The organism is Aminobacter sp. AP02 (assembly GCF_003148805.1).
In the GTDB taxonomy this organism is placed as follows: domain Bacteria; phylum Pseudomonadota; class Alphaproteobacteria; order Rhizobiales; family Rhizobiaceae; genus Aminobacter.
This window is the reverse complement of the sequence record NZ_QGGX01000019.1, coordinates 1-11,521: the sequence shown is the minus strand read 5'-3', so window position 1 is coordinate 11,521 and position 11,521 is coordinate 1. Positions and strand designations below refer to the sequence as shown.

At 62.4% G+C, this 11,521-nt stretch carries 11 protein-coding genes; 6 read left to right on the top strand and 5 right to left on the bottom strand.

What is annotated here, in order from left to right; translation table 11 throughout:
* Positions 1-68: 68 nt before the first annotated feature.
* The 3 genes from lysA to argH form a co-directional block, all read right to left on the bottom strand.
* The gene (gene lysA, locus C8K44_RS21345; RefSeq protein WP_109577791.1) at positions 69-1,337 is read right to left on the bottom strand and encodes a diaminopimelate decarboxylase; all 1,269 of its coding nucleotides are present in this window, start codon (positions 1,335-1,337) and stop codon (positions 69-71) included.
* Positions 1,338-1,367: 30 nt separating this feature from the next.
* Positions 1,368-1,574 (bottom strand): lipoprotein, encoded by a 207-nt coding sequence (locus tag C8K44_RS21340; protein WP_109577790.1) that lies wholly within the window; start codon positions 1,572-1,574, stop codon positions 1,368-1,370.
* 71 nt (positions 1,575-1,645) lie between these two features.
* Positions 1,646-3,046 (bottom strand): argininosuccinate lyase, encoded by a 1,401-nt coding sequence (argH, locus tag C8K44_RS21335; protein ID WP_109577789.1) that lies wholly within the window; start codon positions 3,044-3,046, stop codon positions 1,646-1,648.
* Between the two features lie 34 nt (positions 3,047-3,080).
* On the opposite strand from argH, the gene C8K44_RS21330 reads away from it, so the two are divergent.
* The 6 genes from C8K44_RS21330 to C8K44_RS21305 all read left to right on the top strand — a co-directional run bounded on the left by C8K44_RS21330 (position 3,081) and on the right by C8K44_RS21305 (position 9,541).
* Positions 3,081-3,776 carry a TlpA disulfide reductase family protein gene (locus tag C8K44_RS21330; protein WP_109577788.1) on the top strand — a complete coding sequence of 232 codons (696 nt, stop codon included), beginning with the start codon at positions 3,081-3,083 and terminating at the stop codon, positions 3,774-3,776.
* Between the two features lie 356 nt (positions 3,777-4,132).
* Complete coding sequence (ugpB, locus tag C8K44_RS21325) at positions 4,133-5,443, top strand: sn-glycerol-3-phosphate ABC transporter substrate-binding protein UgpB (protein ID WP_109577787.1); 1,311 nt, start codon at positions 4,133-4,135, stop codon at positions 5,441-5,443.
* Between the two features lie 173 nt (positions 5,444-5,616).
* Positions 5,617-6,501, top strand: a complete 885-nt coding sequence (gene ugpA / locus C8K44_RS21320; protein ID WP_109577786.1) for a sn-glycerol-3-phosphate ABC transporter permease UgpA — start codon at positions 5,617-5,619, stop codon at positions 6,499-6,501.
* Between the two features lie 40 nt (positions 6,502-6,541).
* Positions 6,542-7,390 (top strand): sn-glycerol-3-phosphate ABC transporter permease UgpE, encoded by an 849-nt coding sequence (ugpE, locus tag C8K44_RS21315; RefSeq protein WP_109577874.1) that lies wholly within the window; start codon positions 6,542-6,544, stop codon positions 7,388-7,390.
* Entirely contained in the window at positions 7,390-8,436 is a 1,047-nt protein-coding gene (gene ugpC / locus C8K44_RS21310) for a sn-glycerol-3-phosphate ABC transporter ATP-binding protein UgpC (RefSeq protein WP_109577785.1), read from the top strand. The genes ugpE and ugpC overlap by 1 nt, the downstream gene beginning before the upstream one ends.
* A 304-nt stretch (positions 8,437-8,740) precedes the next feature.
* The gene (locus C8K44_RS21305; protein ID WP_109577784.1) at positions 8,741-9,541 is read left to right on the top strand and encodes a GGDEF domain-containing protein; all 801 of its coding nucleotides are present in this window, start codon (positions 8,741-8,743) and stop codon (positions 9,539-9,541) included.
* Between the two features lie 6 nt (positions 9,542-9,547).
* Here C8K44_RS21305 and C8K44_RS21300 read toward each other — a convergent pair whose 3' ends face one another.
* Positions 9,548-10,429: a 3-hydroxybutyryl-CoA dehydrogenase gene (locus C8K44_RS21300; RefSeq protein WP_109577783.1), complete on the bottom strand. Its 882-nt coding sequence runs from the start codon at positions 10,427-10,429 to the stop codon at positions 9,548-9,550.
* A gap of 111 nt (positions 10,430-10,540) precedes the next feature.
* Positions 10,541-11,470, bottom strand: a complete 930-nt coding sequence (locus tag C8K44_RS21295; RefSeq protein ID WP_109577782.1) for an electron transfer flavoprotein subunit alpha/FixB family protein — start codon at positions 11,468-11,470, stop codon at positions 10,541-10,543.
* Positions 11,471-11,521 lie beyond the last annotated feature (51 nt).

Genomic DNA, 11,521 nt, shown 5'->3' with positions numbered 1-11,521 from the left:
AACGTGAAGTGCAGTAATTGCGCTGTACATCCCGTTGGATGTGCAAGGAACGCTGGTGCCGCGGCTCGTCAGGCCAACCAGTCGGGCACGGAATCGAGCCCGATCAGTTCCTCGTAAGTCTGACGCTTGCGCACGACATGGAAGCGATCGCCGTCGACGAGCACTTCGGGCACCAGCAGACGGGTGTTGTAGGTGCCTGCCTGGACCGCACCATAAGCGCCGGCAGTGCTCACCGCGATCAGGTCGCCCGACTGGAGCCTCGGAAGGTCGCGGTCGAGGCCGAGGTAGTCGCCGGTCTCGCAAACCGGCCCAACGATATCGACCATCATGCGCGGCGCATCGGCCGGCGTCTGCACCACTGGGCGGATGTCGTGGAAGGCGTCATACAGCGTCGGCCTGATGAGATCGTTCATCGCTGCGTCGACGATCAGGAAGTTCTTCGCGTCGCCCTCCTTGACGAAGATTACCTCGGAGACCAGCACGCCGGCGTTACCGACGATCAGCCGGCCAGGCTCGAACATCACCTTGAGGCCGAGCTTGCCGACATGCTTGTGTACGATCGCGGCGTAGGCATCAGGCAGCGGCGGAGGCGAATTGTCGGTCTTGTAGGGAATGCCAAGCCCGCCGCCGAGGTCGACATGTTCGATGGCATGGCCGTCGGCCTTCAGCGTCGCGACCAGTTCGACCAAAAGCGCAAAGGCGTCGTCGAAGGGCTGCAGTTCGGTGATCTGGCTGCCGATATGCATGTCGATGCCGGCAACCTTGAGGCCGGGCAGGGCGGCCGCGCGAGCATAGACTTCGCGAGCGCGCTGGCGTGGAATGCCGAACTTGTTTTCGGCGAGACCGGTCGAGATCTTCTTGTGGGTCTTTGCGTCAACGTCGGGATTGATGCGCAGTGACACCGGCGCAGTCTTGCCGTTGGCCACGGCCCTCGCCGAAAGCAGCTCGAGCTCGGGTTCGGATTCGACGTTGAAGCACAAGATGCCGGCCTGCAGCGCGAAATCCATCTCGCGTGCCGTCTTGCCGACGCCTGAAAAGACGATCTTGCTGGCTGGAATGCCGGCGGCGAGGGCGCGTCGCATCTCGCCTTCCGACACCACGTCCGCACCTGCGCCGAGCCTGGCCAGCGTCTTCAGCACCGCCTGGTTGGAATTCGCCTTCAGGGCGTAGCAAACCAATGAGTCGAGGTTGGCGAAGGCCTTGGAAAAGACGTTGAAATGGCGCGTCAGGGTCGCTGTCGAATAGCAGTAGAACGGCGTGCCGACTGCCTTTGCAATGTCGGTCAGCGCCACGTCTTCGGCGTGCAGGACGCCGTCACGATAGTCGAAATGGTTCACGGCAACAGGCTTTCGAAAACAGGGCGCCGCTCAGAGCAGCGGATCGAGGATGAAAGGCTTGTCAGCGACCGGTGGCTGTGGCGCGGGCCCGACCGGCTGACCGGCCTTTTGTGCATCCTTTTGGGCCTGCACGGCGGCCTCATAAGGCGTGTCGAGACCGCTCTTGCGCCCACAGGCCGAAACCAGGCCGACCGCCGCGATAAGCCCGAGCGTCATCACAATCTTGCCAGCGGTCATCGATCCATCCGTCCGAGAAATTTTCCCCGCCGCTTGTAGCGGAGATTTTTGGTCATTGCACCCCGGCTCGATCAAGCTTTTGCGAGGCGCTTTTTCCAGTAACGGATCTGTTTCTTCACCTCGGCAGGAGCGGTGCCGCCAAAGGATGTGCGGCTCTTCACAGAGTTCTGCACCGACAGGACCGAAAAGATGTCGGCCGTGATGCCGGGATGGATCGATTGCAGGTCTTCAAGAGCGAGCTTTTCCAGCCCGAGCTTCTTCTGCTCCGCCAGCGCCACGGCACGGCCGGTGACATGGTGCGCCTCGCGGAAGGGCAGGCCGAGGGTGCGGACCAGCCAGTCAGCGAGGTCGGTCGCGGTCGAATAACCCGAGCCGGCGGCCTTCTTCATCGCCTGGTCGTTGATCGTCATGTCGGTGACCATACCCGACATCGCCGCCAGCATCAGGTCGAGCGTTTCGGCGGCGTCGAACACCGCTTCCTTGTCTTCCTGCATGTCCTTGGAATAGGTCAGCGGCAGGCCCTTCATGACGGTCAACAGGCCGATCAGGTGGCCGTTGACGCGGCCGGTCTTGGCGCGCACCAGCTCGGCGGCGTCGGGGTTCTTTTTCTGCGGCATGATCGACGAGCCGGTCGAATAGCTGTCCGACAGGCGCACGAAGCCGAATTGCGGCGTCGACCAGATGACGATTTCTTCAGCCAGGCGCGACAGGTGCGTGGCGCAGATGGCAGCCATCGACAGGAATTCGAGCGCGTAGTCGCGGTCCGACACGGAGTCGAGCGAATTGCGGGTCGGTTCGCGGAAGCCAAGTGCTGCTGCCGTCTTGTGCCGGTCGATGGGGAAGCCGGTGCCAGCGAGTGCGGCTGCGCCAAGGGGGCTCTCGTTCATGCGCTCGATGGCGTCGCGGACGCGGGAAAGGTCGCGTGAAAACATCTCGACATAGGCCATGCAGTGGTGGCCGAAGGTGACTGGCTGGGCGGTCTGCAGATGGGTGAAGCCGGGCATGACGGTCGCGGCATGCTGCTCGGCGCGTTCGAGGAAGGCCGCGATCAGCCCCTTGAGCGCTTCGGCGACACGGTGGAACTCGTCCTTGACCCAGAGCCGGAAGTCGACCGCCACCTGGTCGTTGCGCGAGCGTGCGGTGTGCAGGCGCCCGGCGGCAGGGCCTATCAGCTCGGCCAGTCGCGACTCGATGTTCATGTGGATGTCTTCGAGACGGGTCGAGAAGGCAAATTTGCCGTCTTCGATTTCTCGCAGGATCGTGTTCAGCCCGTGAGCGATTTTCTGTTGATCGCCAGCCGAAATAATGCCCGTTTCCGCCAACATTTCAGAATGGGCAACGGATCCTCTTATGTCTTGGGCGTACAGCTTCTTGTCGAAGCCGATCGAGGCGTTGATCGCCTCCATGATCGCGGCCGGGCCCGAGGCAAAACGTCCGCCCCACATCTGGTTGCTGGCCTTCTTGTCGCTCATCGTGATAACCGGGCTCCGGAGAAAATTGGTTTAGATGTCGGACCGCAGAAAAATGTTTCCCGCCCCACGCCATATTGTAGTTGCCGCCGTCGCGGGCGTGCTCGCCGGCGCGGTCGCGGTATATGTCAGCACCACCCTTTCTGGCAACAAGACGCCGTCGCCGACAGTGGCAGCCGACACAAGTGCGCAAGCCAGCGCCGACGACAAGCTGTGCGCCGCCAAGGCCGATGCCGCCAAGGCGATCGGCGCTGCGGCCACCGGCCACGTGGCGGCGATGTTGCCCGCCGATCCGCCGCAGTCGCTCAAGACGCTCGCCTTCAACGATCCCCAGGGCAAGCCGATGACGGTCGCCGACCATGGCGGGCGCACGCTGCTGGTCAATCTGTGGGCGACCTGGTGCGCGCCATGCCGCGCCGAAATGCCGGCGCTCGATGCGCTCGAGCGCGAAATGGGCGGCGAGAATTTCGAGGTGGTGGCGATCAATGTCGATACCGGCGACGATACCAAGCCCAAGAAGTTCCTCGAAGAAATCAACGTCTCCTCGCTGGGCTACTACCGCGACAACACGCTCGGCGTGTTCAACGATCTCAAGAAGCGTGGTCTGGCGCTCGGCCTGCCGGTGACGCTGCTGATCGACGGCGAAGGCTGCCTGCTTGCCAACATGAACGGGCCGGCGGAGTGGGCGAGCCCCGACGCCAAGAAGCTGATCGAGGCCGCGCTCGCCAAATAGCGGCGAGAGTTTCCACACACGTTTAACCTGTTGCGCCTGCAATTCATGATTGCGTGGTTTGAGACAAGACTTTCGCGGCTTTCGTCCGCGAAGGGTGTCCGGCGGCATGCCCGTTCCATTTCCAGCCTTTCGTGAGCCGGCGCCGCCCATAGTTGAGGCGAGTCTAATTCTCGGCAAGTTTCTTTCGTTTCTTATGAAAACGAAAACATGTCTCAAGGTTGTGGCGAAAGCGAAATCGAAGCGAGCCGAATGCGACCTTCATATGATCGCTACAAAACTGTTGTCGCGCTGTCATAATCCGACAATACTGCTCCTCGCGGAACTAAACATTTCGCCAACCAGAACGGGAGCGAGACATGAAGACCCTGGGCTTCGCGGCCGGAGTTGCCGCCACCATTACATTGCTATCCAGCACCTCCGCCTTCGCAGTCACCGAGATTTCATGGTGGCACGCCATGACGGGCGCGAACAACGAGGTCGTCAACCAGCTGTCCGACGAGTTCAACAAGAGCCAGAGCGACTACAAGATCGTTCCGGTTTTCAAGGGCACCTATCCCGAGACGCTGAACGCCGGCATCGCCGCCTTCCGCGCCAAGCAGCCACCTGCCATCATGCAGGTCTTCGATGCCGGCACGGGCACGATGATGGGTGCCGAAGGCGCCATCAAGCCGGTCGCCGAGATCCTGTCGATGGGCGGCCAGGCCTTCGACAAGAGCCAGTATCTGCCGGGTATCGTCGCCTATTATTCGAAGCCGGACGGCACCATGCTGTCGTTCCCCTACAACTCGTCGTCGCCGATCCTCTACTACAACAAGGACATCTTCCAGAAAGCCGGCCTCGACGTCGACAACCCGCCCAAGACCTGGGACCAGGTCTGGGACGCGGCCAAGAAGATCAAGTCGAGCGGTGCCGCGCCCTGCGGCTTCACCTCGACCTGGCTGAGCTGGATCCACACCGAGAATTTCGCCGCCTGGAACAACCTGTCCTACGGCACCAATGAAAACGGCATCGGCGGTACCGACGTCGAGCTCAAGATCAACGCTCCTGCCTTCGTCAAGCACTTCCAGGAGCTTGCCGATCTCGCCAAGGACGGCACCTTCAAATATGGCGGCCGCACCTCCGAAGCCAAGCAGATCTTCCTCGCCGGCGAATGCGGCATCTTCACCGAATCCTCGGGCGGTCTCGGCGACATCGTCAAGTCGGGCATGAACTACGGCACCGGCCAGCTGCCTTACGAGGCAGACGCCGCGGGCGCGCCGCAAAACACCATCCCGGGCGGCGCTTCGCTGTGGGTCTTCGCCGGACTGCCCGAAGAGCAGTACAAGGGCGTAGCCGCCTTCTTCAACTTCCTCTCGCAGACGCCGATCCAGGCCCGCCTGCACCAGGTATCGGGCTACCTGCCGGTCACGCTCGCTGCCTATGAGGAAACCAAGAAGTCGGGCTTCTACGACAAGAACCCGGCCCGCGAGATCCCGATCAAGCAGATGATGGGCAAGGCCCCGACCGAAAACTCGAAGGGCGTGCGCCTCGTCAACCTGCCGCAGGTCCGCGACATCGAGAACGAAGAGCTCGAAAAGATGCTCGCTGGCCAGCAGACCGCCCAGCAGGCGCTCGATAACACCGTCGCGCGCGGCAACAAGGCGATCCAGGAAGCGATCGGCAACTGATCTCGGTCGTCTGCTCGGAATTGCCCCTCACCCTTACCCTCTCCCCGTGAAGAACGGGGAGAGGGGGCGTCCACGTTCCCGCTTGTCCCTTCTCCCCGTTGTTTACGGGGAGAAGGTGCCGGCAGGCGGATGAGGGGCAGCATCAACGTCTGACGTCTGACTCGAGGCCCTCATTGTCCCCACGCGTCGTCTTTCCCAACAAGATCCTGCCCTACCTGCTGGTCGCCCCGCAGCTGGCGATCACGCTGGTCTTCTTCTACTGGCCGGCCAGCCAGGCGCTGCGCCAGTCGATGCTCAGGGAAGACCCGTTCGGCCTGTCATCGAAATTCGTCTGGTTCGACAATTTCAAAAAGGTGCTGTCGGACCCCAACTACCTCAACTCGATCCAAGTCACGGCAATCTTCTCCATTTCCGTGGCCGCCGTCGCCATGGGTACAGCCCTGCTGCTCGCCGTCATGGCCGAGAAGGTGGTGCGCAGCCGTGGCCTCTATCGCACGCTGATGATCTGGCCCTATGCGGTGGCACCCGCCATCGCCGGCATGCTGTGGCTGTTCCTTTTCAACCCGTCGATCGGCTCGCTTGCTTATGGCCTGCGTTGGCTCGGCATCAACTGGGATCCGTTGCTCGACGGCTCGCAGGCGATGGCGCTCGTCGTCGCGGCCGCGTCGTGGAAGCAGATCAGCTACAACTTCCTGTTTTTTGTCGCCGGGCTGCAGGCGATCCCCAAGACGCTGATCGAGGCTGCCGCCATCGATGGCGCGAAGCCGTTCAAGCGCTTCTGGACGATCGTCTTTCCGCTGCTTGCGCCGACCACATTCTTCCTGCTCGTGGTCAACACGGTCTATGCCTTCTTCGACACCTTCGGCATCATCCACGCGGTCACCGGCGGCGGGCCGGGCAAGGCCACCGAGACGCTGGTCTACAAGGTCTACAATGACGGTTTCGTCAATCTGATCCTCGGCGACTCAGCGGCGCAATCAGTGATCCTGATGATCATCGTCATCGCGCTCACGGCCATCCAGTTCCGCTATGTCGAAAAGAAGGTGCACTATGGCTGAGCCGAAGGCGCTTCCGCCCGCAAGCGGGCACGACAAGCTCATGATCGGCCAGTCGAAGGCAGGCATCTACATGGCGCATGCCATCCTGATCCTCGGCATCCTGATCGTGGCGTTCCCGATCTACTACACCTTCGTCGCCTCGACCCATTCGCTGCAGACCATCCTGCGCCCGCCGCTGCCATTGCTCCCAGGCGACCGGTTCCTCGAAAACTACTCCGAGGCGCTGTTCGGTGGCGTTGGTCGTATCGGCGGAGTCAGCGTCGCGACCCTGCTCATCAACACCACCATCGTCGCTTTCGGCATCGCCATCGGCAAGATCATCATCTCGATCTTGTCGGCTTATGCGATCGTCTTCTTCCGGTTCCCTGGCCGCATGTTCTTCTTCTGGCTGATCTTCATCACGCTGATGCTGCCTGTCGAGGTCCGCATCCTGCCGACCTACAAGGTGATGGTCGATCTCGGCCTGATCGACACCTATACCGGGCTGATCGTGCCGCTGATCGCGTCGGCCACCGCGACGCTCCTGTTCCGTCAGTTCTTCCTCACCATTCCGGGCGAACTGGTCGAGGCCGCACGTGTCGATGGCGCCGGACCCTGGCGCTTCTTCTGGGATATCCTGTTGCCTTTGTCGCGGACCAACATCGCGGCCCTGTTCGTCATTCTGTTCATCTACGGCTGGACGCAATATCTCTGGCCGCTTCTCGTCACCAACCGCAACGACATGAACACCATCGTCATTGCGCTCAGGAAGATGATCTCGTTCGCCGACGCCGATACCGAATGGCATCTGGTGATGGTCACTTCCATGCTGGCCATCGTGCCGCCCATCCTGGTCGTTGTGCTGATGCAGCGCTGGTTCGTCCGCGGCCTCGTCGATACGGAGAAATAATGGCAACCGTCGATCTCAAGGACGTTCGCAAGGTCTATCCAGGCGGTGTCGAAGCGGTAAAGGGCGTCTCCATCGCCATTCCCGACAAGGCGCTGTGTGTGCTCGTCGGCCCTTCCGGCTGCGGCAAGTCCACGCTACTGCGCATGATCGCTGGGCTGGAAACCATCTCGGCCGGCACCTGCTCCATCGACGGCAAGGTGGTCAACACCATCGGCCCGACCGAGCGCGACATCGCCATGGTGTTCCAGAACTATGCGCTCTATCCCCATATGAAGGTCTACGACAACATGGCCTACGGCCTGCGCAATCGCGGCATGCCCAAGGACGAGGTCGACAAGCGGGTGCGTGGCACCGCCAAGACGCTGGAGCTCGAACACCTGCTCGAACGCCGCCCGCGCGAGCTGTCGGGCGGCCAGCGCCAGCGCGTCGCCATGGGCCGCGCCATCGTGCGCAATCCCAAGGTCTTCCTGTTCGACGAGCCGCTGTCCAACCTCGACGCCAAGCTTCGCGGCCAGATGCGCGTAGAGATCAAGAACCTGCAGCGCAAGCTCGGCGTCACCTCGGTCTATGTCACGCATGACCAGCTCGAGGCGATGACGCTGGCCGACGTTCTGGTGGTGATGAATGCCGGGCTGATCGAACAGCAAGGCGCACCGCTCGACATCTACGAGAAGCCCTCCTCGACCTTTGTGGCTTCTTTCATCGGTGCGCCGCCGATGAACCTTCTGCCCCTGCGAAGCGGCCAGCTTGAAGGCGCAGTCACGCTTCCGGCCGTTGCCGACAACGCGGCGACTCTCGGCTTCAGGCCGGAGGATTGCGAGGTAGGCGCCGACGATGCCGCCCTCGACGGCGGACTCCGGCTCATGGCAAACGTCGCTGGCGTCGAGCCGGTCGGAGCCGAGAGCTTTCTCTACTGCGATGCTGCCGGCGGGCGGATCGTGGTGCGCGTGCCCGGCCGCACAGAGGTGCGCATCGGCGACCAGTTGCCGATATTTGCCCGACGCGAAAAGCTGCATTTCTTCGGCAGCGACGGCAAGCGGGTTTAGGCCTGGGCTGCCCGGTCGTGCGTCCTTCGACACGCTCAGGATGAGGGCGGTTGGTGCTGGCGCCCCCGTTTGGAGAGTCCGGCTCGGTATCCTCGGGCAGTGCCAACGGGTCTTGCGCTGCGATTCCGAAGATGCGGTCGGCGCAAGCGACCCTCATCCTGAGCGTGTCGAAGGACGCACAACCGGGCACACACACCGCATCGTGCAACTGATCGCGTCATTGCTCGCATTTGCACCCGAGTGATAACCTCCTGTTCATGCGGCCCGACGGAAGATCGTGGCCGGTTCAAGGAGGTGACGGCACTTGCGGGCATCGTTGAAGAAGTTGTCGCCACGCGCCTGGCTGCAGCTCGCCGGCTGGACGGTGTTCGGCACGCTCGGCTGCGTCGCGGTCTCCCTTGCCGTCACCTATGTGCTTTTCCGCAACACCAGCGCCGAAGTCTTCGATCTCGTGCTGATCGAAGCCACATTAGTGCCGATCCTTCTGGCGGCACCTTTGTTCTTCTACCTGACGCTCAAGCTGCGCGAGCTCGCGATCGTCAACCACAAGCTCGTGGTCGCGGCGTCAACCGATGCGCTGACGGCCTGCCTCAACCGAGGAGCATTTTCGACCCGTGTCGACGACGTGCTCACCCGCGAAATCGCGCGCCGCGGTCGACGATCAGTGGGAGCACTGCTGGTCATCGACGCAGATCACTTCAAGTCGATCAACGATCGCTTCGGCCACGCCGAAGGCGACGAGGCGCTGCGTATCATCGTGGCCGCCATCCAGCCATGCCTGCGTGCCGACGACATGTTGGGCCGGCTCGGGGGTGAAGAGTTTGCCGTATTCTTGCCGGGGGCTTCACCGGTTAATGCTGCCGATATCGCCGAGCGGATCCGCCGGTCGGTGGCCGAGGCTTCGTTCCAGCCTGGTGGCCGCGATCACCGGCTGACTGTCAGTGTCGGCGGCGCGGTGTTCGAACGTCCCGTCGGCTTCGCGGAGCTCTTCCGCATCGCCGATCTCAATCTTTACGAAGCCAAGGGCGCCGGGCGCAATCGCGTTGAACTCGCGCCGATGCCGCCTGACCGGACACCGGCATGGTATCAGCCCCAGCTGAACTGAACTTCGTCAGCGCGTCGGAACCGGGTGTTCGCCGCGATAATCGTAGAAGCCACGACCGGTCTTGCGGCCGAGCCAGCCGGCTTCGACATATTTCACCAGCAGCGGGCAGGGGCGATACTTCGAGTCCGACAAGCCGTCATGCAGCACCTGCATGATCGACAGGCAGGTGTCGAGGCCGATGAAATCGGCAAGCTGCAGCGGTCCCATCGGATGGTTGGCGCCGAGCTTCATCGCCGTGTCGATGGCTTCCACCGTGCCGACGCCCTCATAGAGCGTGTAGATGGCTTCGTTGATCATCGGCAAGAGGATGCGGTTGACGATGAAGGCCGGGAAGTCTTCCGACACGGTCACCGTCTTGTCGAGGTTGCGGACATAGGCCTTGGCCGTCTCGAAGGTCTTGTCTTCGGTGGCGATACCGCGCACCAGCTCTACCAGCTTCATCACCGGAACCGGGTTCATGAAGTGGATGCCGATGAAGCGCTCGGGACGGTCGGTCTGCGCGGCGAGGCGCGTGATCGAGATCGACGAGGTGTTGGTGGCCAGGATCGCTTCGGGGTTCAGCTGCGGGCAAAGCTGCGCATAGATCTTGCGCTTGATGGTCTCGTCTTCGGTCGCCGCCTCGATGACGAGGTCCGCGCTGGCGAGGTCGGCCATGGCAGGCGCCGACGAGATGCGGCCCATGGCGTCCTTGCGGGCCTGGTCTTCGAGCTTGCCCGAAGCGACCTGGCGCGCCAGGTTGCCGTTGATGGTTGCGATGCCCTTTTCGATGCGCTCCGGTGACACGTCGTAGAGCAAAACGCTGTAGCCAGCCAACGCGGAAACATGTGCGATGCCGCCGCCCATCTGGCCAGCGCCGACAATACCGATCGTCTCGATCTTACCCGTCATCACACCTATCCCGTCGAAGGCTTTTTTAGTTTTGTGCAATGCAAACTAAATGGCCGGGGTAGCACTCGTCTACCCCGGCCATCATATTTTAATACGGCACGCGTTGGGGCGTCAAAGCGCCTTTTCGAGTTCCGGCAGGACGACGAAAAGATCACCCACGATGCCGTAGTCGGCGACCTGGAAGATCGGGGCTTCCTCGTCCTTGTTGATGGCGACGATGACCTTCGAGTCCTTCATGCCGGCGAGGTGCTGGATCGCTCCCGAAATGCCGCAGGCGATGTAGAGGTCGGGCGCCACAACCTTGCCGGTCTGGCCGACCTGCCAGTCGTTGGGGGCGTAGCCGGCGTCGACGGCAGCGCGTGAAGCGCCGACGGCGGCACCGAGCTTGTCGGCGACAGGCAGGATGACTTCCTGGAACTTTTCCGACGAACCAAGCGCGCGGCCACCCGAGATGATGATCTTGGCCGAGGTCAGTTCCGGGCGGTCGCTTTCCGACAGCTTGTTTTCAACGAAGGTCGAGAGGCCGGGGTTGGCTGCAGCCGAAACCGTCTCGACTGCGGCCGAACCGCCTTCAGGGGCTGCCTGGAACGAGGCCGTACGAACGGTGATGACCTTCTTGGCGTCGGTCGCCTGCACCGTCTGGATGGCGTTGCCTGCATAGATAGGACGCTTGAAGGTGTCCGGGGCGACGACCTCGATGATCTCCGAGACCTGGGCGACATCGAGCAGCGCCGCAACGCGCGGGGCGACGTTCTTGCCCGTCGAGGTGGCGGCGGCGACGATGGTGTCGTAGTTGCCGGCGAGGCCGACGACGAGCGCTGCGGTCGGCTCGGCCAGACGTTCGGCCAGTTCTTCGGCTTCGGCCAGCAGAACCTTGCGCACGCCCTTGAGCTTGGCGGCCGCATCGGCGGCTGCCTTCGCACCCTTGCCGGCCACCAGGACGTCGATGTCGGAACCGATCTTCTGCGCTGCCGACAGCGCCTTGGCGGTCTGGTCGGAGAGCGAAGCGTTGTCGTGTTCGGCGATGAGGAGAATTGCCATGTCTTTGATCCCTTTCCGCTTCGCTTACAGCACGCCGGCTTCGTTCTTGAG

Excerpts from the sequence above, each read along its gene's own strand:
- C8K44_RS21295 (WP_109577782.1), bottom strand. The coding sequence starts at position 11,470 with ATGGCAATTCTCCTCATCGCCGAACACGACAACGCTTCGCTCTCCGAC.
- argH (WP_109577789.1), bottom strand. The coding sequence starts at position 3,046 with ATGAGCGACAAGAAGGCCAGCAACCAGATGTGGGGCGGACGTTTTGCC.
- C8K44_RS21300 (WP_109577783.1), bottom strand. The coding sequence starts at position 10,429 with ATGACGGGTAAGATCGAGACGATCGGTATTGTCGGCGCTGGCCAGATG.
- C8K44_RS21340 (WP_109577790.1), bottom strand. The coding sequence starts at position 1,574 with ATGACCGCTGGCAAGATTGTGATGACGCTCGGGCTTATCGCGGCGGTC.
- ugpB (WP_109577787.1), top strand. The coding sequence starts at position 4,133 with ATGAAGACCCTGGGCTTCGCGGCCGGAGTTGCCGCCACCATTACATTG.
- ugpC (WP_109577785.1), top strand. The coding sequence starts at position 7,390 with ATGGCAACCGTCGATCTCAAGGACGTTCGCAAGGTCTATCCAGGCGGT.
- ugpE (WP_109577874.1), top strand. The coding sequence starts at position 6,542 with ATGATCGGCCAGTCGAAGGCAGGCATCTACATGGCGCATGCCATCCTG.
- C8K44_RS21330 (WP_109577788.1), top strand. The coding sequence starts at position 3,081 with ATGTCGGACCGCAGAAAAATGTTTCCCGCCCCACGCCATATTGTAGTT.